This window comes from Bradyrhizobium sp. MI1.3 (assembly GCF_055811695.1).
The window spans coordinates 15838-39075 of sequence record NZ_JBVVPQ010000030.1; the positions used below are offsets into that span (position 1 = coordinate 15838).

General features: G+C 64.5%; 24 protein-coding genes. 11 read left to right on the forward strand and 13 right to left on the reverse strand.

Translation table 11 applies throughout. From position 1 onward, the window contains the following. Positions 1–196 precede the first annotated feature (196 nt). Together AC0L3A_RS22095 and fliP are read left to right on the forward strand one after the other, a co-directional pair. Complete coding sequence (locus AC0L3A_RS22095) at positions 197–1168, forward strand: flagellar biosynthetic protein FliO (RefSeq protein WP_007602146.1); 972 nt, start codon at positions 197–199, stop codon at positions 1166–1168. Then, entirely contained in the window at positions 1165–1926 is a 762-nt protein-coding gene (gene fliP, locus AC0L3A_RS22100) for a flagellar type III secretion system pore protein FliP (protein ID WP_035994574.1), read from the forward strand. The genes AC0L3A_RS22095 and fliP overlap by 4 nt, the downstream gene beginning before the upstream one ends. A gap of 289 nt (positions 1927–2215) precedes the next feature. Here the strand turns inward: fliP and AC0L3A_RS22105 are convergent, their stop codons facing one another. From AC0L3A_RS22105 to fliL, 7 genes are all read right to left on the reverse strand, one after another. Further along, a complete protein-coding gene (locus AC0L3A_RS22105; RefSeq protein ID WP_354202257.1) occupies positions 2216–2497 on the reverse strand; it encodes a helix-turn-helix domain-containing protein in 282 nt (93 codons plus the stop codon). Then, entirely contained in the window at positions 2494–2679 is a 186-nt protein-coding gene (locus AC0L3A_RS22110; protein WP_354202256.1) for a type II toxin-antitoxin system RelE/ParE family toxin, read from the reverse strand. Before AC0L3A_RS22110 ends, AC0L3A_RS22105 begins: the two co-directional genes overlap by 4 nt. Positions 2680–2909: 230 nt before the next feature. Next, positions 2910–6689 (reverse strand): tetratricopeptide repeat protein, encoded by a 3780-nt coding sequence (locus tag AC0L3A_RS22115; protein ID WP_473255190.1) that lies wholly within the window; start codon positions 6687–6689, stop codon positions 2910–2912. 63 nt (positions 6690–6752) lie between these two features. After that, a complete protein-coding gene (locus AC0L3A_RS22120; protein WP_219685048.1) occupies positions 6753–7511 on the reverse strand; it encodes a MotE family protein in 759 nt (252 codons plus the stop codon). A 9-nt stretch (positions 7512–7520) separates the two neighbouring features. After that, positions 7521–7967 carry a DUF6468 domain-containing protein gene (locus AC0L3A_RS22125; RefSeq protein ID WP_026233172.1) on the reverse strand — a complete coding sequence of 149 codons (447 nt, stop codon included), beginning with the start codon at positions 7965–7967 and terminating at the stop codon, positions 7521–7523. Then, the gene (gene fliM, locus AC0L3A_RS22130; RefSeq protein ID WP_007602134.1) at positions 7964–9166 is read right to left on the reverse strand and encodes a flagellar motor switch protein FliM; all 1203 of its coding nucleotides are present in this window, start codon (positions 9164–9166) and stop codon (positions 7964–7966) included. Before fliM ends, AC0L3A_RS22125 begins: the two co-directional genes overlap by 4 nt. 19 nt (positions 9167–9185) lie before the next feature. Further along, a complete protein-coding gene (gene fliL / locus AC0L3A_RS22135) occupies positions 9186–9686 on the reverse strand; it encodes a flagellar basal body-associated protein FliL (protein WP_007602133.1) in 501 nt (166 codons plus the stop codon). Between the two features lie 379 nt (positions 9687–10065). Here fliL and flgF point away from each other — a divergent pair, with 379 nt between their 5' ends. Genes flgF through flgH form a run of 4 tightly spaced genes read left to right on the forward strand, consistent with a single transcriptional unit; the run spans position 10066 to position 13553 of the window. Then, a complete protein-coding gene (gene flgF / locus AC0L3A_RS22140) occupies positions 10066–10827 on the forward strand; it encodes a flagellar basal-body rod protein FlgF (RefSeq protein WP_007602132.1) in 762 nt (253 codons plus the stop codon). A gap of 16 nt (positions 10828–10843) precedes the next feature. Next, the gene (flgG, locus tag AC0L3A_RS22145) at positions 10844–11632 is read left to right on the forward strand and encodes a flagellar basal-body rod protein FlgG (protein ID WP_219685050.1); all 789 of its coding nucleotides are present in this window, start codon (positions 10844–10846) and stop codon (positions 11630–11632) included. Positions 11633–11642: 10 nt separating this feature from the next. Further along, positions 11643–12782 (forward strand): flagellar basal body P-ring formation chaperone FlgA, encoded by a 1140-nt coding sequence (flgA, locus tag AC0L3A_RS22150; protein WP_473255191.1) that lies wholly within the window; start codon positions 11643–11645, stop codon positions 12780–12782. A gap of 3 nt (positions 12783–12785) precedes the next feature. Beyond that, positions 12786–13553, forward strand: a complete 768-nt coding sequence (flgH, locus tag AC0L3A_RS22155) for a flagellar basal body L-ring protein FlgH (protein WP_027518924.1) — start codon at positions 12786–12788, stop codon at positions 13551–13553. A gap of 303 nt (positions 13554–13856) precedes the next feature. Here the strand turns inward: flgH and AC0L3A_RS22160 are convergent, their stop codons facing one another. The 3 genes from AC0L3A_RS22160 to AC0L3A_RS22170 form a co-directional block, all read right to left on the reverse strand. Beyond that, on the reverse strand, positions 13857–14636 hold the full coding sequence (locus tag AC0L3A_RS22160; protein ID WP_473255192.1) for a 2-keto-4-pentenoate hydratase: 780 nt from the start codon (positions 14634–14636) through the stop codon (positions 13857–13859). Positions 14637–15155: 519 nt separating this feature from the next. Continuing rightward, on the reverse strand, positions 15156–15521 hold the full coding sequence (dksA, locus tag AC0L3A_RS22165; RefSeq protein WP_008554760.1) for an RNA polymerase-binding protein DksA: 366 nt from the start codon (positions 15519–15521) through the stop codon (positions 15156–15158). Between the two features lie 216 nt (positions 15522–15737). Then, on the reverse strand, positions 15738–16349 hold the full coding sequence (locus AC0L3A_RS22170; RefSeq protein ID WP_473255193.1) for an NAD(P)-dependent oxidoreductase: 612 nt from the start codon (positions 16347–16349) through the stop codon (positions 15738–15740). A gap of 149 nt (positions 16350–16498) precedes the next feature. On the opposite strand from AC0L3A_RS22170, the gene AC0L3A_RS22175 reads away from it, so the two are divergent. Continuing rightward, positions 16499–16870, forward strand: a complete 372-nt coding sequence (locus tag AC0L3A_RS22175) for a winged helix-turn-helix transcriptional regulator (protein WP_007602122.1) — start codon at positions 16499–16501, stop codon at positions 16868–16870. Positions 16871–16874: 4 nt separating this feature from the next. On the opposite strand, the gene AC0L3A_RS22180 is transcribed toward AC0L3A_RS22175, so the two are convergent. Continuing rightward, positions 16875–17288, reverse strand: a complete 414-nt coding sequence (locus AC0L3A_RS22180; RefSeq protein ID WP_473255194.1) for a flagellar assembly protein FliX — start codon at positions 17286–17288, stop codon at positions 16875–16877. A 270-nt stretch (positions 17289–17558) separates the two neighbouring features. On the opposite strand from AC0L3A_RS22180, the gene AC0L3A_RS22185 reads away from it, so the two are divergent. The 4 genes from AC0L3A_RS22185 (at position 17559) to AC0L3A_RS22200 (ending at position 20076) form a co-directional block, all read left to right on the forward strand. Then, the gene (locus AC0L3A_RS22185; RefSeq protein ID WP_219685064.1) at positions 17559–18683 is read left to right on the forward strand and encodes a flagellar basal body P-ring protein FlgI; all 1125 of its coding nucleotides are present in this window, start codon (positions 17559–17561) and stop codon (positions 18681–18683) included. Further along, positions 18683–19048: a flagellar assembly peptidoglycan hydrolase FlgJ gene (gene flgJ, locus AC0L3A_RS22190; protein WP_007602116.1), complete on the forward strand. Its 366-nt coding sequence runs from the start codon at positions 18683–18685 to the stop codon at positions 19046–19048. The genes AC0L3A_RS22185 and flgJ overlap by 1 nt, the downstream gene beginning before the upstream one ends. Before the next feature lie 11 nt (positions 19049–19059). Further along, the gene (locus AC0L3A_RS22195) at positions 19060–19557 is read left to right on the forward strand and encodes a hypothetical protein (RefSeq protein ID WP_007602115.1); all 498 of its coding nucleotides are present in this window, start codon (positions 19060–19062) and stop codon (positions 19555–19557) included. Between the two features lie 159 nt (positions 19558–19716). Next, entirely contained in the window at positions 19717–20076 is a 360-nt protein-coding gene (locus tag AC0L3A_RS22200) for a hypothetical protein (protein WP_473255195.1), read from the forward strand. Positions 20077–20217: 141 nt separating this feature from the next. Here AC0L3A_RS22200 and flaF read toward each other — a convergent pair whose 3' ends face one another. Together flaF and AC0L3A_RS22210 are read right to left on the reverse strand one after the other, a co-directional pair. After that, entirely contained in the window at positions 20218–20586 is a 369-nt protein-coding gene (gene flaF / locus AC0L3A_RS22205) for a flagellar biosynthesis regulator FlaF (protein ID WP_007602113.1), read from the reverse strand. 291 nt (positions 20587–20877) lie between these two features. Continuing rightward, positions 20878–23118: a DUF1522 domain-containing protein gene (locus tag AC0L3A_RS22210; RefSeq protein WP_007602112.1), complete on the reverse strand. Its 2241-nt coding sequence runs from the start codon at positions 23116–23118 to the stop codon at positions 20878–20880. Between the last annotated feature and the right edge of the window lie 120 nt (positions 23119–23238).

A 23238-nucleotide genomic window follows, 5' to 3' on the forward strand; every position in this document is an offset into this window, starting at 1 on the left:
CATTAACCCAACCGCTTGGCGGCGCATGCACAGGCCAAGAAGTCGTTTTGGATCGAGCGATTCATGGGTTATTAAGAGTTGGGGACGGCAAAACTTGCCGTGGGACGTTAAGAAATCGCAGTTTGGGGCAACGTAAGCCAGTGGTTGGCGCATCTGACCACGGGCCCGAGACAAGCGCCATTTGTCGGGGACAAGTATGCAAGGCAGTCCTATCACCTTCATCGTCGCGTTCATCGTCGTTCTGGCGTTGATCGGCGTCGCTGCATGGCTGGTTCGCCGATTCGCCACCAGCCGGCTCGGCGCCAACACCCAGCGCGGCCGGATGCCCCGGCTCGCCGTGATCGATGCCGCCGCAGTCGACGGCCGCCGCCGTCTGGTGCTGGTCCGGCGTGACAATGTCGAGCATCTTCTGATGATCGGCGGCCCCACGGACATCGTCGTCGAACCCAACATCGTGCGCGCAGCGCCCGGCCGCGACCAGCTCCCGCAGCGCTCCAACGCTGCCGAGCCGCCGCGTCTCGCGCCGATGCCTGATAGCAGCAGCTGGGCCGACGAAGTACCGCGGCCCGAGCTGCTCGATCATCCCGAGCCGCAAATGCCCGAGCCGCCACCGCGGCCCGCGCGCCCCTCCTTTGCCGACGAAGTGCGCCGGCCCGCTCCTGCGCTGGCCGAACGCCGCAACGAGCCGCCACTGGCCGGCTTCACCTCCGAGCCGATCGCGCCGCGCCCCGAGCGCGAGCTTCGTCCCGAACCTGTTCCGCCGCGCGTTGCGCGCAACGAACCCCCTCTGATGCCGCGTCCGCCGCGCCAGAGCGAGCCGGTGAAGGCGCCGCCAGTGCGCGCCGAGCGCGTCGCCGCACCACCTCCGCCCGTGCCGCAGGCTCCGCCCGTTCCTCCGCCGGCGCCCGCTCCTGCGGCGCCATCGAGCGCCGAGCAAAATCTCGCGGAGATGGCGCAGCGACTCGAAGCAGCACTCCGCCGCCCCGCCGGCGAGACGCTTGCCCCTCCGGTCGCCCCGGAGCCCCCGGCCGCTCCTCCGCGTGTGGCCCGCAGCGAGCCGCCGGCACCCCCGGCCCCTCCCGCAAAGCCGGCTCCGGAAAAGACCAGCTTTGAAAATCTCGAAGACGAGATGGCCTCGTTGCTCGGCCGTCCGAAGCCGTCTTCGTGAGGCTGCCGGCCCTCCCGCGTAGAGTTTTTCTTCTTTCTGTCCTGATCGGCGCGGCTTCGCTCGCGATGCCGGCGCATGCGCAGGATATCAGCATCAATCTCGGCGGAGGAGGCGCTGGCGGTGGCGGCGTCACCGAGCGCGCGATCCAGCTGATCGCGCTGCTGACGGTGCTGTCGATCGCACCGTCGATCCTGATCATGATGACGTCGTTCACGCGCATCGTGGTCGTGCTGTCGCTGCTGCGCACCGCGATGGGCACCGCGACCGCCCCGCCGAACTCGGTGATCATCGCGCTGGCGATGTTCCTCACCTTCTTCGTGATGGGACCCGTCCTGCAAAAATCCTACGACGAAGGCATCCGTCCGCTGGTCGCCAATCAGCTCGGCGTTGAAGACGCGCTTCAGCGCGCCTCCGTCCCCCTGCGCGGCTTCATGCAGAAGAACGTGCGCGAGAAGGACCTCAAGCTCTTCCTGGATCTCTCCGGCGAGCCGCCGCCGGCAACCCCCGACGAGCTCGGCTTACGCATCCTCGTCCCCGCCTTTATGATCTCGGAGCTGAAACGTGCCTTCGAGATCGGCTTTCTGCTGTTCCTTCCCTTCCTGATCATCGACCTCGTCGTCGCGTCCGTGCTGATGTCGATGGGCATGATGATGCTGCCGCCCGCAACCATCTCGCTGCCGTTCAAGCTGATCTTCTTCGTGCTCGTCGACGGCTGGTCGCTGGTGGCAGGGAGTCTGGTACAGAGTTACGGAGGTTAGCGGGCGCGTGCCCAGGGGCGAACTGCGGAGCCGGCCTTGCATCCCTCCCGCACTCGACTTGGCCCTGCTATCTCCCCGTCATTGCGAGGAGCTCTTGCGACGAAGCAATCCAGGCTGCCGCCGCGGACAGACGCTGGATTGCTTCGCTGCGCTCGCGATGACGGAGAATGGGGCGACCAGCAGCGCTTCGCGCGATACGGCAGCGCCCGCCCTCCCCCTACACGTCGTGCTGCTTGCTGAACTGATCGCCAATCAGCACCAGCATGCGGTGAGGTCGCATTGACCTGCATCACGCTGCCGAAAGCCTCACATGCATCTTGCTGCCTGTCGCCTCGGCGAAGCGCAGAAGCGTTTTGGTGCTGGGCAGGGTCTGGCCATTTTCGAGCCGGGCAATCGTAGATTGACTGGTGCCCATCCGAGCCGCGAGTTCCGCTTGCGAAAGACCAGCACGCAAGCGGGCCCTGAGCAGTTCGGCAGCGATCTCGAACTCGGGCGCCAGCGCGTCATACTCCGCCTTCACCTTCGGGTTGGCGAGCAGACGCGCCTTCAGCTTCTCAAAAGCGATCGTCATGAGACGTCCTTTGCTCTTCGCAGCGCGAGCTCGATCTCGGAACGCGGCGTCTTCTGTGTCTTTTTCACAAACGCGCGCACAACGATCACTCTGCGTCCGATCGCAGTCACGTATAATGCGCGGGCAATTCCATCGCGACCGGCCAAGCGCAGTTCCCAGAGCTTCCCCTCTAGATGTTTCACGTGTGGCTCGCTAAGGCTCTCCAGCCTGCTGAAGCGATGCGCTCTGCGAGCCGCAGAAAACGTGCCTGCATATCGGCCGGCAGAGCTGCAATCTCTGCGGCGACGGCCTCATCGAGAATTTCAACCCGCCAGGACACGGATCGACATTATCTCATTTTTGAGATTTTGAAAAGCGCAAAGAACCGACGCCGTGGCGGATCCGCTGTGCTGCTGGCTAACGATCTTGCAAACTACCGCGTCATCTTGATCTGCCGCACGACGGGAATCGTGGGCAACGAGCCGGTGTGGTCGGACTCGTCCTTGGCCTGCGGAGAGGCCGGCGCGCGGGCGGTGGCGTCGGGGAAGCGCTGCTTCATCTCGCGCAGGAAGCCGTCGAGCGTGTCGACACTGGCAGCCAGCTTCGCGATATCGGCAAACTCTGCGCTGGAGGCGCCGGTCGGTTTGCTCGCGATGTCGAAGGCGAGCCGATCGGCGCTCTCGCTCATCAGCGGCGCATATTTCTCGCGGAAGCGCGACATGCCGATCGAGTCGTCGGCGAGCGCATAACCGACAGCCGCGCGGATGATGTCGCTTTTCTCCACACTGTTGAGCGGCTTGAAGTCACGGAAGCGCTCGCCGTAATAAAGCTCGATCTGCTCGGCGGATTCACGCCAGCGCCGCGCCGCCCAGAAGATGTCCGAGCGCAGCCGCAGCACCTCGCGTCCTGTAACGTTGGAGACGATGTCGAGCGCGAGATCGTGGCGGCCGACGTCGCTCTGCGCACGCGCCTCCAGCAGCAGCCGTTGCTGCCTGAGCTCGCCCGAGAGGTCGCTGATACGGCTCGCGCGCAACGCCGTGATCGCCATGTCAGGTCTGCGGTTGGCGAGATAGATCATGGAAAGGCGCGCGGCGACTTGCGCACGCGCCGCGCCTTCGAGGCGGTGGTCGACCTGGTATTGCAGGAGCTCGGCGGCCTGGTCGAGCAGATCGATCGAGGCGAGCCGGTCCGAGAGGCGCCGGATCAGTTCGTCGCCGCGGCGGCCGATCGGCGTCAGCTCGCGGAACTCGTAGAACATCCCCAGCGCTTCGATCGGCGGCAGCTCGTCGCCCTTGGGTCCCAGGAAGATCTGCGTGAACAGGTCGGAGGCGAGGTCCTGCGCCTGGCGCGAGGCTTCCGCGTTCGGCTGCAGCTTTGTCGCGGTACGCGCCGCGGTGAGCGCATCCCGGTAGCGCCCGTTCTCGGCAAACATCTGCGACAACATCTGGAGCGTCTTGACCTCGATCGAGTCGCCGCGCCAGGTCATCGCGAGCGTTTCGAGCTCGCGCAGCGCGTCTTCCTTGCCGATCTCGTCGCGCTTCTGCCGCAGCGCGACTTCGAGCTGCTTGGCCTCGGCCGCGGCCGGCCGGTCGGACGAGCCGACCGCGAATTTGTAGTCGTCGAGCGCGTCCTTGTCGTGGCCGAGCGCTTCGGCGAGCCGGCCGCGCAGCACCGCGAAGCCGGGCGCTGCCTCGGGCGAGACGCCGACCACCTCGAGCTCGCTGCGGCGCTTGGAGGCACCGGCATAATCCTTCACCTCGAGCGAAGCGCGCATCGCCTCCATCGTTACGATGCGCTGGATGTCGAGCGGCAGCGAGGCGATGGCGAATTCGACGTTCTTGAACTTCTCGCGCGCGTCCGCCCATTTGCCCTGGCGCGCATAGGCGAGCGCCTTCCAAAGCTGAGAATCGTGACTGTTGCCGATCACGGGGTTGGCGAGGTCCTTCAGGCCCTGTGCCGGCCGGCCGATCAGGATGCTCGCGATCGCATGCATGATCAGCGCACCGCTCTCCTCCTTGTTGAGGGGATCGGCCAGCATCAATTCGGTGACGGCCTTGGCTTCGTGATACATCGCGCGCGACATGTAGAATTGCGCGAGGTCGAGCCGCGGCAGCGAACGCATCGCCGGTTCGACGTTGGAGATCGCCGTGATCAGCTCGTTCTGGCGCGCTATGAAATTTTCCGACTGGCCCTTGCGCCAGGCTTCGGGGCTGAAGACCGGCCGCACTGCGGTGGGCGCGCGCTCGGCCGAGATGTCGACCGGCGACAGCGTCAGCCCGCCCTTCTTGCCGAGGATGACCTTGTCGGCTCCCACCTCGACGCCGACCTCGTCGGAATTCGGCCGGATCGCGATGCCATGCGCGGACTCCAGCAGCGCGAGGTCAACGAGGTCCTGTCGCTTGATGAAGCCGCGCACCGGCCGCTGCGCGGTGACGACATAGAGCGTGTCGCCGGCATCGGGATCGGTAAGCTTGTGCAGGAGGCCCGGATTGGCAAAAGGAATCGCGATGTTGGCGAGCGCCGGGTCGGTAATGTTGCGCGAGATCATTAGCGGCAGCGGCGTCGCCTGGATTTTGTCGGCGAGGGTCAAGAGCCAGTTGGTCTGCTTGCCGACCTCCTCGCTCGTCAGCGAATAGACCAGGGGCCGGGTGAGACGGATGCGCACCGCCTGTCCCTTCTCGAGCGGGACGCGGCCGACCTCGCCGATCATCGCACCGCCCTTGGTGCGGATCGCCTCGACGTCGATCGGCTTCGCCGTATCGAACACCAGCCAGACGGTGTCGCCGCGGCGAAACGCTGCCGCAGGCGTTGCGACCTGAAGCGGGAAGGTCACGCGCAGGCCGTCGCTGTCGCGGCGGACATCGACGCTGGCAACACTCGGCTGTGGTGGCGCGGCGGGCGCCTCTGCCGGCGCAGCTTTGACGGCTTCCTTGACCGGCTCCTTGACGGGCTCCTTGGCAGCTTCCTTCACGACCTCTTGAGGCGCTTCGGCCATGACCGGCTTGGCAGGCGCGACCGCAGTTTCCGCAGCAGGGGGCGCAGGCTTCGACATTTCTTTGGGCGCTTGTGCAACTTCGGCCGCAGGAGCGGGCATGGATTTCGGCGCTTCAGAGGGCGGCATGGCGGCGGGCGCTTCCGCCTTCACCTCGGGTTTGACGTCGATCCTGGCTTCGCGCGCGATCGCCTCGGAGGTCGGCGGCGCGATCTCGCGCTGCGCGTCCTTCGGCTTCTCGGCCGCCGGCTTTTCGGGCCCAGGCGCCGGTCCATGAGCGGCGGGCTTGGCCTGCGCGATCGCAGCCTCGGCCGAATTGGCCATCTTGCCCTTGTCCGGCTGGAAGGAGATGTCGACGACGTAGTTCTTCTCGTCGCGGAAGGAATGCACGTCGGAATCGCCGATCAGAGCGATCTCGACACTGGTCTGGTCGATGTCGGCCTTCTGCTTGATCGAGGCGACGTTCGGCGGCGCTGCGACGACCGCGTCCGCCAGATCGAAATTCAGGTTGGCGTTGAAAGCGAGCGTGAGCTTCTGCTCGTTGAGCACGGAGGACACACCGACGCCGTCGGGCATCTCGAACACGAAGCGGACGAAGGTCGGCTGCACCGAGGCGCGCACGCGGATCTGCGGACGCTTCTTGCTCTCCGCCGCGGCGCGCTGGGCGCGCAGCGCCCGTTCGGCGACGCGCGCGCGCTCGGCGAGTTCCTTGACCACGTCCATCGGCAGGCTCGGCGGCGGTCCCTTCCACCCCTCCGGCAAGAGGTCGATGAAGGTTCGTTCGCCGGCATTCATGGTGTTGACGGTAACGCGCCGTGCCAGCGACAGGCGGATGGCGCCGCCATCGGGATCGCGGCGGGCGGAGTTGACGTAGTCGGGCGCGCCTTCCGGGACGCGGTCGACGGGCACGTCGACCGCCCGGTCGAAGCGGATGACGAGAATGGAGCCGGCCGTCGTCACCTCAGAGGGGACGTCCTCCCCGAGCTTGATCACGAGACGGGCAAAGCCGCCGCTGGCCGAGAAAGTCGCCTCGCCCCTGACAGCATCGGCCGCCCGGACAGGCGCCGTGAAGCCGATCAGCAGGCCGGCTGCCAGCAGCGGCGCCGCGCGGACATGACGCGACAGCCTCCGCGCCAGGGCGCGGGCTCGCGACACAAATCCAGCGGCAGCCTCTCGCGCCATTGGCGGCATTTCTTCCGGTTCGACGGTCCACGCCGGCATTGGTGCCGGCCCCTGCCCCAGACTGTAGATTTTGGCAATTAAGGACTTCTTAAGTATGAGCCCTCAATTCGGCTTTTGCGTCGGCTTGCCGTCGATCTTGGGCAGCTCGCCGGCCGAAGCGGACTGATCGCCGCCGCCATTGGCCCGGCGGGCCATCTCGACCGTCAGCCGCTCGGCGGCCTCCGGGGACATCAATCCCATGATGTCCGACATTTTTCGCGGCGCGATCTGCGAGGCGATCTCGATCAGCACGCCCATCTCGAGCCGGTCAAAGACCCGCGCGGCGTCCTTAGGCTTCATGCCCTCATACATGGTCACGAGGCCCTTCATGCGCTGGGCTTCGGCGGCCTTCTGCTCGGCCTGCGTCGCGGAGATACGGGTTTCTACCGCCTTCATCTCCTCGACCTTGTTTTCGATGCGCTTCTCGGCGGATTTCAACAGGCTCTCGCGGATGTCGATCTCGCGCTGGCGGGCCTCGATCTCCTGGCGGCGCGACTGCAAGCGTTCCAGGATCGCGCGCTCCGAGGCGGAGATCTGCGACTGGGCTTCCTCCTTGACGGCGGCGCCTTCGGACTTGGTGTCGGGTGCGGCCGGCTTCGGCGCCTCCTTCGGCGCGCCATGGGTCGAGCCCGTGATGTCGGGATCCTCACGGCTGGCCGGGAAGTTCAGATTCTCCTGCGCCCAGGACTTCTTGGTCTGGCTCGGCTTGTAGTCGAAGACATAGCCGCCGTTGATCACAAGACCCGTGACCTTCAGCGTGGCGAGGCCAGCGACGGCAACCAGCACGATCGGAATGACGCGGATGTTGCGAAAAGACTTCATACCCTGACTTTATGCGGCAAGACCGTTGGATCGTCGGCGCTCGGAGAAGGCTTCGGCCGCAGCCGCCACCGCCTTCGCCGACGAGGGCTTGGCTGCGGGCGCGGCGACCGTCTCCGGGTTCGTCACGGGGCGCGCGGCGATCGCGATCTTGGACAGGCGCCGCACCACGTTGTCGGCTTCGCCGAGCTGCTTGTAGAGCTGCTCGGACATCTGGGTCGCCGCAGCGAGCTGGCTGCCGAGGTTCTCGTTGACGTCGCGCACGGCGAGCTTCAGCCCGCCGATCGCGCGCTCGGCGATCTCGGTTGCGGTGATCAGCTCGCCGATGACCGCCTTCAGCGAATGCTCGTCCGCCTTCAGCCGCGTCAGTCGCTTGTTGAGCGTGACGCAGTAGACGATGGTCAGCATCAGCAGGATAGCCACCAGCGTCTCGATCGCCATTCCTAGGGAGTGGTTCATGGGGCCTCCATCATCTTGTTCTGCTCGTCGACCTTTTCGAACATCGCAAGTGTCGTACTTGGCTTGCGCAAGGGTTTCGTCACCCGTATCGCGACGCGATCGCCGACCCGGCCCATGCGTCCTTCGGTGATGGTGACGTCGCCGCAGCGAACGGTGACGTTGGCATCCGCGCGCATGTCCAGCGGCAGCGTGTCGCCGACCTTCAGCCGCATCAACTGCTTGAGCGGAATGTCGGCTTCGTAGAGCACGGCGTCGACGGAGATCTCGGCCTGGACGATCTCGGTGGCGAAATGGCCTTCCCAGATCTGGTCGCGGCCGAACTTTTCGCCCATGAACATCTGGAGCAGGACGCCCCGGATCGGCTCGATGGTCGCGTAAGGCAGCAACAGCTCGATGTTGCCGCCGCGATCTTCCATGTCGATGCGCAGGCGCACCAGGATCGCGGCGTTGGCAGGACGGCTGATCGCGGCGAAACGCGGGTTGGTCTCGAGCCGGTCGATGGTGAAGGTCACCGGCGACAGCGGCCGGAACGCCTGTTCGGCATCGGTCATGACGACTTCGACCAGCCGCTTGACCAACTCCGTCTCGATCGTGGTGTAGGGCCGGCCCTCGATGCGCAGCTGGCTCGAGCCGCGGCGGCCGCCGAGCAGCACGTCGATCATCGAGTAGATCAGGCTGGAATCGACCACGGCCATGCCGAAATTGTCCCACTCTTCGGCTTTGAAGACGGTGAGGACGGCGGGCAGCGGAATCGAGTTCATGTAGTCGCCGAAGCGCACCGAGGTGATGCGGTCGAGCGAGACTTCGACGTTGTCGGAGGTGAAATTGCGTAACGAGGTCGTCAGCAACCGCACCAGGCGGTCGAAGACGATTTCGAGCATCGGCAGACGCTCGTAGGAGACCATCGCCGAATCGATGATGGCGCGAATGCCGGAATGGTCGTCGAGCGTGACGTCGCCGACCGCGAAGCCGAGGAGGTTGTCGATCTCCTCCTGCGACAGCACCCGTTCGCCGGAATTCTTGCCGGCGCCGAGATCGCGGCTGCCATCCTCGACCATGGCCGCCCATTGCAGGGCCATGGTCTCCGATAGTTCATTTTCAGCAGCAGCCTTCGCGGCCTCGGCGGGATCCTCGGAATCAAGCGAGGCCTCCCATTGGGCGGCAATTGCATCCTGGTCTGGTTGGTCGGTGCCTGCCATGATCCCTAGCCCGTCATGCTCACTGGATCACGACTTCCTTGAACAGCACCGCGCTGACCTGGACCGGAGCGACCGCCGCGTTGACGCGCTTGGTCAACTCTTCCTTGAGGCGGAAGATGCCGGCGGAACCGTTGAGGTCAGAGGAGCGCAGCTCGCGCGCATAGGTCTGGAAGATGTCGGTGATGCGCGGCATCGTCGGCTTGATCGCCTCGACCTGCTTCTCTTCCTTCAGCTCCAGCACGATCTTGAGCTTCAGATATTGCACGCGCTCGCCCGGCGCGCCGGCGAGGTTGACCATGATGTCGGGAACCTCAACAAAAGCCGGCGGCTTCGGCGGAGGCGCCGCCTCGGCGTGATGCTCGTCGTCGCCGTGACGGAAAAAGAAGAACCAGGTCGCGGCGCCGCCGCCGAGAACGGCGAGCAGGCCCACCACCATGATCATCAGCTTGAACTTGTTCTTGGGCGGAGCGGCTTCCGCGCCCTCAGCGGCTCCGCCGCCTTCCGCTTCATTCTCTGCCATGATCGCCGCGCTCGCTCATCTCTCAAATGGGTCGAAAGAGCGAAGCTCCTGGCAGACAGTGACGCGATACAAATGCCCCAGCGCAGTGCTCCTCTTACGCGCAAACGCTACGGTAATAATGGTTAACGGAACCTTTCGATTGGGCCTTCACTAGGAAAAATCTGCCGGGCAAACATGGCTAACAGACCCTTTCTGCCGCCTCCCCGCGCCCTCGAAAAACAGACAAGAGACTGAAACAACACAATTTTCCAGCTTGGCACGAGTTTCGCTGAGAAAGGATCGAGACCCAGGGTTTGGGAGAACCCGAGGTCTCGTTCACGGGATCGGCCAGGGCGCTTGGGAGAGCGAGCTGGCAGATCTCACTCAGGGGAGATTTCCGATGCAGAACGCGCTTCTGATCGGGTTGTCGCGACAGATGACGTTGGAACGGCAGATGGATGTCATCGCCAACAACGTCGCCAACGCCAACACCAACGGCTTCAAGGCCGACCATTCGCTGTTCGAGGAGTACCTCAACTCGAACGCGCGTGAGGACAATTTCGTCGCCTCCGACCGCCGGGTCTCCTATGTGCAGGACCGCGGCACCTTCCGCGACGTCGGTCAGGGGCCGATGGAACCGACCAAGAATCCGCTCGACATGGCGATCAGCGGCAACGCCTATTTCGCGGTTCAGGCCAATGGCGCCGAGCGCTACACCCGCGACGGCAAATTCTCGCTCAACAACACCGGCCAGCTCGTCACCTCCGACGGCAACCTCGTGCTGGGCACCAGCGGCCCGATCACCTTCCAGCCGACCGACCACGATATCAACGTCGCGCCGGACGGTACCGTCACGGTGCTCGAGGGCACGGCCAAGAACGACTCGATCCGCGGCAAGATCCGCATGGCCTCGTTCGACGATCCGGCCAAGCTGACCAAGCTCGGCGCCAACCTTTACAACATCGGCTCCGCGGCTCCGCAGGCCGACACCAAGTCGACCGTGCAGCAGGGCTACGTCGAGAAGTCGAACGTGAACTCGGTCGGTGAGATGAGCCGCATGGTCGAAGTCATGCGCAGCTACACCGCCATCGCCAACCTGCTCCAGCAGCAGAGTGACATGCACAAGTCGGCGATCGAGAAGCTCGCCGACGTTCCGGCCTGATTGAGGGAGAACTGACATGCAGGCGCTTCACACCGCAGCAACCGGAATGGCGGCACAGGAACTCAACGTTCAGGTGATCTCCAACAACATCGCGAACCTGCGCACCACCGGCTTCAAGAAGCAGACCGCGGCGTTCCAGGACCTGATCTACGAACACGTCCGCCGCGTCGGCGCCCAGTCGTCCGACCAGGGCACCATCCTGCCGGTCGGCGTCGACATCGGCGGCGGCGTCAAGACCGTCGGCACGCCGCGCAGCATGACCCAGGGCACGCTGTCGCAGACCGGCAACGACCTCGACATGGCCATTACGGGCGAAGGCTTCTTCAAGATCCTGATGCCCGACGGCAGCTTCCAGTACACCCGCGACGGCACCTTCCAGATGGACAATCAGGGGCGCATCGTCACGGCGCAGGGCAACCCGGTGCAACCGACGATCACGATCCCGAACAACGCCTCGGGCCTCACCATCAACGTGCAGGGCCAGGTCTCGGTGACGCTGCCGGGTTCGTCGACCTCGGCCGTCCAGGGCCAGATCGGCCTGACCCGATTCATCAACAAGGCCGGCCTCCAGCCGGTCGGCAACAATCAGTTCACCGAGACGCCCTCCTCCGGCCCGCCGCAGGACGGCACCGCGAGCTCCGAGGGTTTCGGCAACATCACCCAGAGCAGCCTCGAGCAGGCCAATGTCGACGTCGTCTCGGAAATGAGCGACCTGATCGCCGCCCAGCGCGCCTACGAGATGAACGCCAAGGTGATCAGCGCCGCCGACCAGATGATGCAATCGACCACGGCGCTGTTCCGCTGAGGTGATGACGATGATCCGCACCACCCTCGCCACCATCTCCGCTCTCCTCGTGCTGGCGCTGCCCGCACGGGCCGCCGACGACTTCATCGCGACGCCGACGCTGCGCGCGAGCATCACCGTGACCTCGGACGTGGTGCGGGTCGGCGATCTCATCGACAACGCCGGCTCGGCCGCGCTGATCCCGCTCTACCGCTCGCCCGATCTCGGCACCACCGGTGCGCTGCCGGTCGCGCAAGTGCTGGCGGTGTTGCGCGCAAAGCAGGTGATCGGCGTGATGACCGGCGACCTCAAGGAGGTCCAGGTCACCCGTCTCGCTCGCACGCTCGTGAACAAGGACCTCGAAACCGCGGTCGCCTCGGCGCTCGAGCGCCGCTTCGGACTTGGCGACGCCGCCAACATCACCGTCACGTTCGACCGCGGCATTGCCGACATGCGGTTGGATGCCTCCAACACCGGCACGCTGCAGCCGGTCGCGACCCGCTACGACGCCCGCAGCGGCCGTTTCGACATCGCTTTCGAGATCAACAACGACAACAATCCGGCACCGACCAAGCTGCGTTTCACCGGCAACGCGATCGAGACGGTGGAAGTAGCCGTGCTGACGCGCGACATCGATCGTGTCGATCTCCTGAAGGCCTCCGACGTCGCCATGGAGCGCCGGCCGAAGGCCGAGGTCACGGGTGAGGCCGCCTCGCGCGATCGCACGCTCGGCATGCAACTCCGCCGGCCGATGCGGGCGGGCACTCCCATCCGCGTCGCCGACATCGTCAAGCCCGACTTCGTGCAGCGCGACCAGAACGTCACTGTTATTTATCAGGTCCCCGGAATCTACCTCACCACGCGCGGCAAGGCGATCGAGAGCGGCGCCGAGGGCGACACCATCAGCGTGCTCAATCTGCAGACCAAGCGCACGCTGAGCGGCGTCGTCACCGGCCGCGGCCAGGTGACGGTCCAGGGCGCCAGCCAGGCCGCGCCGATGCCGGCCGCGGTCGAGCAGACCTCCTCGCTCAAGCGCGACGAGGCGCCCGCCCCCGTCGATACCGCAGCCCTCGTCCGGAACCTGGTCCAGACCCCGGCATCCCCGGCCCAGATCGCACAAGCCCAGATCCCGCAAGTTCGCGTCTCGCAAGCTCCAGCCAAGTCAGAGTAAGTCATGTCCACGTTCAGTTCGGCTTTTCGTCTTCGTCGCATCGCGATCTCTGCCCTGCTGCTGGCGACTTGCGCGCTGGCGAGCGGCTGCTCCTCGATCGACCGCTTGTCGCAGATCGGCGAGCAGCCGAAATTATCGGCGATCGACAATCCGACGACGCAGCCCGGTTACAAGCCGGTGCAGATGCCGATGCCGAAGCCGGAAGTCGCCTCCTACAACCCGAACTCGCTGTGGCGCAACGGCAGCCGTGCCTTCTTCAAGGACCAGCGCGCCCACCAGGTCGGCGATCTCCTGACGGTGGCCGTGAACATCACCGACAAGGCCAATATCGAAAACGATACCCAGCGCAGCCGCACCAACAAGGAAGATTCCGGAATCACCGACTTCATCGGCGCCAAGACATTGGGCGCCCAAGCGCAGAAGGTGTTGCCCGGCCGCATCCTCACCGCCGACTCGACCGCGTCCAGCGAGGGCAAAGGAAGCGTGGACCGCAAGGAAGCGTTGCAGACCAACGTCGCGGCCGTCGTCACCCAGGTCCTGCCCAACGGCAACCTCGTGGTCGAAGGCAAGCAGGAGATCCGCGTCAACTACGAAATCCGCGAGCTCATCGTCGCCGGCATCGTCCGTCCCGAAGACATCCAGAGCGACAACACGATCGATTCCACCAAGATCGCGCAGGCCCGCATCGCCTACGGCGGCCGCGGCCAGATCATGGACGTGCAGCAGCCGCGCTACGGCCAGCAAGTCATGGACGTGCTGCTACCCTTCTAGCTTCTCCCGAGCTCCCACATCGTGTTCGCGAACCTAGGCGCGGACGACGATGTACGACGCGGCCCTCGCTAGCTCCCCTGGCGAGGGCCGCATGCATTTTGCGACGGCTGCATACAGCGCGTCGGGCACGCGCGATTGCAGCGACGCCGCTCCCCCCTATCCGCCCTCTCGACTGTCATCGCCCGCGAAGGCGGGCGATCCAGTATTTCGAGACGTCAGTGATGAACCGAGAAGCCGCGGCGTACTGGATTCCCCGCCTTCGCGGGGCATGACGACGTAGTGCCCGCAGCGCGCCCGCAGCGCCTACGTAAACTCCGCCTCCACCGTCCCCAGCCCGTCCAGCTCCATTCGCACCTTGTCGCCGGCTTTCAGCCACAGCGTCTTGACCAGGCTCCCCGTCAGCACGAGCTGTCCCGCGTGCAGACCCTTGCCCTCGGCGGCGAGATGGTTGGCGAGCCAGGCGAGTGCGTTGTGGGGATGGCCGAGCACGTCGGCGCCGGTGCCGTGGCTGACCTCTTCGCCGTTGACGATGGCGCGGCCTTTGACGGCCTTCAGGTCCGGCACCGACGAGCGCGGCACGACCTCACCCAGCACGCAGCCGGCGGCGAAGAAATCGTCGGCGATCAGCGTCGGCGCCCCCATCGTTTCCCACTTCACATAGCGGTCGTCGACGATCTCGATCGCGGGATGATAGGCCTCGACGGCTTCGCCGACCCATTCGGCCGTGAACGGCGCCTCGCCGGCGGCGAGATTGCGCTTCAGCCGCACCGCGATCTCGCATTCGACGCCGACGCGGACATAGTCGGCAGCCGCGAGCCGCACACCGCTGTCGTGGACGCCCTTCTGGAACACGCCGCCGCCGCAAGGATGCGGAATGCCGATGTATTCCTGCATCACCTGGCTGGTGCAGCCGATCTTGTAACCGACCAGCGGGCCGACATGCGGCAGCAGTAGATCGTGCAGCGCGCGCTGGACCTGATAGCCCTCGGCTTCATCGGCCGGAGGAACTTCGAGCGCCGCGAGCGGTGCATGGTTGCGGCGCGCCAGCGCGATCGCCTTTGCGGCTGCGAGAATTCTGTCCATCGGCGCCGCCTCCTACACACCACAATCGAGGGCGGCACTTCAGCATCCCCGCCGGGGCGTGACAAGCGCAAGAGACCCCACGGCAGCACGTCATCGCCAACCCAAGCTGGATGAGCTGCGAACGCTGATCGGGCACATCATGGCAAGCCACACGGGCTGTGCCGGCGTTTAAGGAAATATTGAGCTGGTCCGGGCTTTATCGGGATGCGCGCCTTGTAGCGTCGCATCAGGCCTGATTGCAGCAATGCGTGAAGCTGCTGGATCGGTGCCTCAGCATTCGAGTCGATGTCCTTGATGCGACTCGCAAAACCTCCCGCACCTGAAGTGAAGGCTGTTTCTCATCCGAACTCACGTGAGCTCGGAGGAGTTGAGTCTAGCCCATTGATCGCGATTCACTTTTCGCGATTGCGCTCGCGCGCCGAATGCGCGGTTGCAAGCGACAGGCAAAATGCTGATCACGGCGCGAAAAGGCGCGCCTTGCGTTCAAAAACAAAGAGCCGCATCGCTGCGGCTCGGAATCTATTCGTCGCGATAGACCTTCTCGCGTTTCTCGTGGCGCTCCTGCGCCTCCACCGAGAGCGTCGCGATGGGACGGGCCTCGAGCCGCTTCAACGAGATCGGCTCGCCGGTGTCCTCGCAATAGCCGTAGGTGTTGTCCTCGATACGCTGGAGCGCGGCGTCGATCTTGGCGATCAACTTACGCTGGCGGTCGCGGGCACGGAGTTCGATGGCGCGGTCGGTTTCGGACGATGCCCGATCGGCGAGATCGGGGTGGTTCACGTTCTCCTCCTGCAAGGCTTGCAGGGTGAGCTTGGACTCTTTGAGGATCTCATCCTTCCAAGCGAGGAGCTTCAACCGGAAGTACTCCTTCTGCCTGTCGTTCATGAAAGGCTCTTTTTCGGTCGGTCGGTAGTTTTTCAACTTTTCCAAGGGCGGCCTATCTGTCTAAGCAACGACTCGTACGCGGAACGGGGTCCGCTGAGCGGGGCGTTATATAGCGGCCTCCTGTGACAGACAATGTTTCCCTGATCGCCCGACCGGCGCCCCCAAGCCCTTGCACAGGAAAGGTTTATCCTGAGGGGCCCGGGAGCGGCCGACGGCCTAGTAGCCGACCGTGAAACGCTGCCTTTCATGGACCGGCCGCTCGATCTCGTCGGCGAGCGCGATGGCGTAATCCGCGAAGGTGATCCAGCTCTTCCCGTTCGCATCTGCGAGAAGCTGATCGGTCCCAAGCCGGAACTTGCCGGTGCGCTCGCCCTCGATGAACAGGGCCGACGGCGAGATGAAGGTCCAGTTCAGCTCCTTTTCCCGCCGTAGCAGGTCGAGAAAGGCCGAACCCGCCTCCGCCTCAGCCTTGTACTGAGCCGGAAAGCCGGGAGTTGTCACCAGTTTGACGCCCGGAGCGACCTCCAGGCTGCCGGCTCCGCCGACGACGAGGTAACGACCGACCTTGGAGTCCTTGGCCGCACCGATCAGCTTGAGCGCGTCACTGGCCAGGAAGTGCACGGAACTCACGGCGACGTCGTGCCCGGCCCACAGCTTGGCAAGGCCTGGCTGGTCGAGCACGTCCCCCTTGGTGGGGGTGACGTTCGGCAGGGCGGCGATCTGCTCAGGGTTGCGGGCGATGGCCGTAAGCGTGTGGCCGCGGCGGGACAGTTCCTTGGTGATCTCCGACCCGGCCCGGCCCGAGGCGCCGGCAACTGCGATTTTCATGGAAGGCTCCTTTGCTTCTGTGGTAACTACGGGTAACTAGATATCGCAAAGAGCGCTGGTGTTAAGAGAGCACTTTGTGCTTACCTGATTACGCAGGAGTAACCGGCGGCGGCCGGCAAATCAGCGGAATGGATCGTGAGGACCCGACGATGAAGCCAGACGTCTATGCAGCGAACTGCCCCACGCGACAGATCCTCGACCGCGTCGGTGATAAATGGGCGGTGCTGATCCTGCTGCTGCTGCGCGAGGAGCCGATGCGCTTCAATCAGTTGCGCCGGACGATTGAAGGCATTTCGCAGAAGATGCTGAGCCAGGTTCTCAAGTCGCTCGAGCGCGATGGATTGCTCAAGCGTCACGCCATCGCAACCGTGCCGGTAACCGTGGAATACTCGATCACGCAACTCGGCGTGACGCTCGCCGCAGCCGTCGATCCGCTGCGCGATTGGGCCGAACAGAATCTGAAAGACGTGCTCGCCGCCCAGCGCCGCTACGATTCGCAGTTGAAGGATGAAGCGGCGTAAGACGCTACGCCTGCCCGGCCTTGGCGAGCTCGACCTCGACGCGCAGCTCGATCTCGGACAGCACCGAATCCAGGCCGGGATCGCCGGAGGACGATTTCAGGTTCGCCGCAGCGTCACGCAGCCGCATCACGGTCGAGGCGTCGAGCTTGCCGGAGAGAAGTCCCATCTTGAGATCGTCGAGCACGTCGAGCGCGGTCTTTCCACGCACGACCGAGCGCTTGCGACGCTCGACCGGATCCTCCTCGATGCCTTGCAGCGCCAGCAGCCCGTCGATGTTGGCGGCGGCCTTCGGCGCCGCGGCGCCCCGCGTCTCCGGCGCCGACGAGGTGTCGGGCAACACGAAGGTGCCGGAGCTCGTCCGCCTGGCCTGGCTGGCCGGCGTTCCAAGCGTGGTGCCCTTCGGTCCGTAGATGCGCATCGGAAGCAATCCGGGTGATCGATGTGCCACATTCGCCGTTTTATGGTTAACGGCCCGTAAACAGCCCGGCAAAATCTGCCGACAGGCGGCAGTTTCGCTCCTCAGAGACAACACAGGCTGAGGTCGCTCGAAACAGATTTATTCAACCTATTCAGCTACCTACCCCCGCTGCCCCGACTTGGCACAGCGCTCGCAAGGACAGCGTCGGACCAGCTCGTCATGGGAGTGTCGCGATGGTTCTTTGATTTGAGGAGCCTCGGGGAGCAGAGGATGCCAAGCGTTCGTTGGGTGAGACTTGTGGGGGTGGCCTGCGCCGCGCTGTCAGCGCTGGTGCTTTCGGCCAATTCTGCAAGCGCGACATCGCGCATCAAGGATCTCGCCAACATCGAAGGCGTGCGGCAGAACCAGCTCATCGGCTATGGCCTCGTCGTCGGCCTCAACGGCACCGGCGACACCCTCAACAATATCCCCTTCACCAAGCAGTCGCTGCAAGCGATGCTCGAGCGCATGGGCGTCAACATCCGCGGCGCCACCATCCGCACCGGCAACGTCGCCGCCGTGATGGTGACAGGCAATCTGCCGGCCTTCGCCACCCAGGGCACGCGCATGGACGTCACCGTCTCCGCGCTCGGCGACGCCAAGAATCTCCAGGGCGGCACCCTGCTCGTCACCCCACTCCTCGGTGCCGACGGCAACGTCTATTCGGTCGCACAGGGCTCGCTCGCGATATCCGGCTTCCAGGCCGAGGGTGAGGCGGCGAAAATCGTGCGTGGCGTGCCGACCGTCGGACGCATCGTCAACGGTGCCATCATCGAGCGGGAGATCGAGTTCGCGCTCAATCGCCTGCCGAACGTCCGTCTTGCGCTGCGCAATGCCGACTTCACCACGGCCAAGCGGATCGCCGCCGCGATCAACGACTATCTCGGCGTCAAGACCGCCGAGCCGATCGACCCATCGACCGTGCAGCTTGCGATCCCACCGGAGTTCAAGGGCAACGTCGTCGCCTTTCTCACCGAGATCGAGCAGCTCCAGGTCGATCCGGATCTCGCCGCCAAGATCATCATCGACGAACGCAGCGGCATCATCGTGATGGGCCGCGACGTCCGCGTCGCCACCGTTGCGGTCGCACAGGGCAACCTCACCGTCACGATCTCCGAGAGCCCGCAGGTCAGCCAGCCCAACCCGCTGTCGCGGGGGCGGACCGTGGTCGCGCCGCGCAGCAGCGTCAGCGTCACCGAGGACGGCAAGAAGTTCGCCGTCGTCAAGGACGGCGTCTCGCTTCAGCAGCTCGTCGACGGCCTCAACGGCCTCGGCATCGGCCCGCGCGATCTCATCAGCATCCTGCAGGCGATCAAGGCCGCCGGTGCGATCGAAGCCGACATCGAGGTGATGTGATGCAGGCCGGCATGGTCAACACCGCACGCGTCGCCAGCTCCGCCTTCTCGGTGGAGAGCCGCAACGGCCGGCCGGACTTCGATCTCGCCGCGGCACTGCAAAAGGTCTCGCCGAAGCAGCAGGTCAAGGCGCAGAAGATCGCCACCGACTTCGAGGCGATGTTCCTCAACAGCATGTTCTCGCAGATGACCTCGGGTCTGAAGGGCGAAGGCCCGTTCGGCGACACCCCTGGCACCGGCGTGTGGCGCTCAATGCTGACCGAGCAATATTCCAAGAACTTCGCCAACGCCGGCGGCGTCGGCATCGCCACCGACGTCTATCGCACCCTGATCATGCAGCAGGCAAAAACGATCCGCACGGCATAAGGTCAAACGAGATGAACCACTTCAACGCCTCGCGTCAGCCGGTGCAAGCGCAGCGCCCGAACACCGCATCCGGCAGCGCCGAGGCGCGCAAGATCGCCGAGCAGTTGATGGATGCGATGAGTGCCCTGCTCGGCCTGATCGAGCGCGAGACCGAGCTGGTACGTGCCGGCCAAGTCCGCGAGGCGATGACCCTCGAGAGCAAGAAGCAGGAACTGTCGCGAAACTATGTCGGCGCCGTCACCCAGTTGAAGGCGAACCAGGCCCAGCTCGCCAAATCCGCGCCCGAGCTGCTCTCGACGCTGCATCGGCACCATGATGCATTCCGCGCGATGCTCCAGGTCAACCTCACCGTGCTCGCAACCGCTCACGCGGTGTCGGAGAGCGTCGTGCGCGGCGTCAACGCCGAGATCCAGAAGCGCAACGTGCCGAACACCTACACGGCCGCGGGACGCCGCGCCACGCCGGGCCCGCGCCACATCACGCCGCTCGCGGTCAGCCGCTCGCTCTGAGCGCGCGCAATAACAAATGACAATTTTACGAAAAACCGCGGGGCAACATCGTCGCGCGGTTAGGCACGTTTCCTTACCGGATGTTCAATCCCGGTGTTCCATGGTTGCGTATTGAGAGGGGTTGGGATTTGACTCACGTGAGGCAACCAGGAGGCTGCCATGAGTACAGATTTCAGCATCAGGCCGGTGGGGATACCGGTTGCCGTGCAGATCGTAACGACGTCGAATGCGGCGGCGAAGGAGGCCGTGCAAACCGATCTGCCCGTGAGCCAGACAGTGGCCGCTGGCGATGCGAGCGCGCCTGCACGCAATGATTTGCGAAGCAACGAGAACATCTCACGCCAGGTCGTGTTCGACCAGGCGGCGGCGTCGTTCGTCTTCCAGGTCGTCAACGACAGGACCGACGCGGTGGTGAACCAGTTCCCCGACGAAGCAATGCTGCGCCGGCGGGCCTATTTCCATGCGCAGGATTTGAAATCCGAGCCCTCGCGTCCGGCCAGCACGGACCGCAGCGCCTGACCATCAGGCGTCGAGCGTCGGAACGGCAACATCGAGATCGCTCGAACGGTCGCGGGACCGGTGACGACGTTGTTGATCTGCGCCTTGCCGCTATCCGTCACTTGAACTTGATATTGCCGCCGCGGAACGAGCCGTGCTCGATCACGGACGGCCGGACAGACCAGCGGCGATATTGCGGTTGATCTCGATCAGGGGACGGAAGTGATCGAACTGCGGGCTCATCTGCAGCGCGGCGGTCTGGCTCAGCACGAACACGCTGATGTTGGCGATCTTCTGCCGGACCTCGATCGGCTGCGGATTGTTCTCGCGCATGGCCTCGCCCAGAAAGATCGTCCAGAGCTTGCGATTGAACATCAGGGCCTGCGTGGTCTGCTCGCTGAACGGCTCGGCGCTGTTGATCGCATCCTGAAGCTTGTTCGCGGCCTTGAGCAGGGTCTGCGCTTCGATGTCGCGAGGAGATGCGGTGGTCGTTGCAACACGCGCGTAGGCCGAGGCAGCGGAATTCGACATCAATCACACCCTGGAGGTTACCTAGCCCGTTGAACGCGCTTAAGGATTTCTTTCCCGACCCTAGGCAGCACCGCTTAAGATTTGCTTACATGTGTGCTTGGAAGCACTCCGGATTATTACGGGTCTCGGAGTTCTTCGTCATCGTGAAGCTAGACGCGCATGTGCACGCTGTAAACACGTCACGCGCGGTGTGCGTCGATCTCAGCTAATCCTGCCTTAGCGATCTCCGTAAAATGAACGGCGGAGCCTTAGCCCCGCCGCGAAATCGATGAGCGAGCTTGCGCCGCGAAATTAGCGGAGCAGCTGCAGCACGCTCTGTTGCGACTGGTTGGCCAGCGACAGCGCGGACACCGCGATCGACTGGCGGGTCGACAGCGCCTGGCTGTTGGCCGCTTCCTCGTTGGTGTCGGCGAGCGTCAGGTTGGACGAGCCGGTCTGCAGAACGTTGATCAGGTTCTTGGAGAAGTCCTGACGCACCTGCACGATCGACAGGTTGGAGCCGAGCGCAGAACCTTCCGAGCGCAGCGTACTCGAGGCCGCGTTCAGGCTGGTCAGCACCCTGTTGGTGGCGCCGTTGTCGATGAAGTCGATACCGTTGACGAGGTTGCTGAGGCCGAGGCCCGCCGCGTTGAAGACCACGCCGTTGATGCCGAGCGTGGAGCTGCCGGTCTCGTTGAAGATCAGCTTCAGCGTGTCGCCGTTGAGCAGGTTCACGCCGTTGAATGAGGCATCCTGCGACGTCGTATCGATCTGCGCCAGGATGTTGTTGAACTGGTTGACCAGGTTTGAGCGCGCCGTCTGCGCGACCGGATCCTGGATCGGCGGCTGGGCGGTCGTGAAAGCGATCACACCCGTGATGGTGCCGGCGACCGCGCCCCCGGCAGTTATCGAGCCCAGCGTCGAAGAGGCATACTCGTTGACGGTGGTGATCGTGAGCACGCCGTTGGCGTCGATCGTCGCCGTCAGGTGGTTCGCCTGCAGCTGAGAGTTCAGTTGATCAAGCGTCTTGACAGTCCCGTTGGTGCCATCGCCAAAGGTCACGTTGACCGGCGTGCCGCCGTTGAACGAGGTAAAGGTCAAGGTCTTGCCCGAGATGCTGCCCGCTCCGGGCGCGCGGCCCGCGGTGAAGGCCGTGCCGGTGCCGGTCGGACCGGTCAGTCCGAACGAGGACAACGCATTGCCGGTTCCCGTGATCGACAGATCCGCCGTGGTGCCGGTGCTGAGCTTGAGCGCGCCGTTGACGACGGTGGACAGAGACGAACCGCTGGCCGCAACCACGGCGGCGCCGCTGACGATGCCGGCACCCGACGCCAGGTCGATCGCGTTCAGCGAATCCTGAACGCTGGCGCCCTGGAGATAGACGACGGAGTTGCCGTTGTTGTCGGTTACGATGTTGCCGATCTTGGTGGAGCCCGTCGGAGCGGCAGCAGGAACCGCAGCGTTCTTGAACGAGACGGTCTTGCCATCAACGTTCAGCGTGGAGCCGTCATTGATGAGCGTGCCCAGCGTCGTGGGGCTCGTCAGACGCGCCTTGCTCACATTGACATTGCCGGAGCCGGTCGCGGTCGTAAGGCCAAGCGCCTTGAGGAAGTCGGCCTTGCCGGTGATGCTGAGGTCGGCGCCCGTGCCGGTGGTGAGGGTAAGCTGGCCGCCGGCGATGGAGGCGACGGCGCCCGACGAGAGCGATAATGTCGCGGTGCCGCCGGTGATGGCTGCCTTTTGCACGCCGGTCGCGAGATCGATCGCGTCCATCACGTCCTGGACTTTTGCAGCCGGGACGGCGCTTGTCCCGAGGTAAACGGTGGAATTGCCATTGCCGTCGGTGACAACGTTGTTGTTCCTGCCGGAACCGGCGGGAACGCTGGCCGCCGCAGGTGCAGCGCCGGCCCTGAAGGTGATGGTCTTGCCGTCGACGATCACGACATCGCCGTCCGTCGGTGCACCATTGGCCGCAATGGTGCTAGCGCTGGACGGACCGAGAAGGGTGAGGTTTGCAGCAAGGCTTGCCGGAGTGGGGACACCGTCGGGAGCGGCAAGCCCCGTCAGGGATTGCGAAATGCCGCCGAGCGTGGTCGTGCCCGTAATCGGAGTCGTACCGCCAGCAGTACCGTCGGTGACGACGTTGCCGGTTGCGGTGGCGTAGGTGTAGCTCGTGGTGCCGCGCAGATCCGCCGGCGTCGCGCCCGGAATCGTCGTCGTGATGTTCGACTTGGTCGAATAGCCGACCGTGGTCTGCAGCGCCTGGTTCGCGATCGACTTGGCGCTGTCGATCAGCTTTTGCAGCGAGGTGATGCCGGTGTTGGCGGCCTGCAGCACCTGCACACCGTTGTTGATGCCGTCGAGCAGGTTGCTGATGTCGCTCGCCCGGTTGTCCAACCCTTGCGCGGTGAAGAAGTTGGTGGGGTTGTCGAGCGCCGTGTTGACCTTCTTGCCGGTCGAGAGGCGCTGCTGTGTCGTGGCCAGCAGGTCGGCCGTCGACTGCAGTGACAACAGGTTCTGGCGAACGGACGCCGAGAGAACGATGTTGGACATTGGCTGGTCTTCCTCTTGAACCGGGTACGAATCGGGGCTCGCGATCTGGAAAGCGGGCTTTTGTCCACTTTTAGGGGCTGTCCTTTAAAGTATGGTTAACGACGGTTTAAGGGATACGGT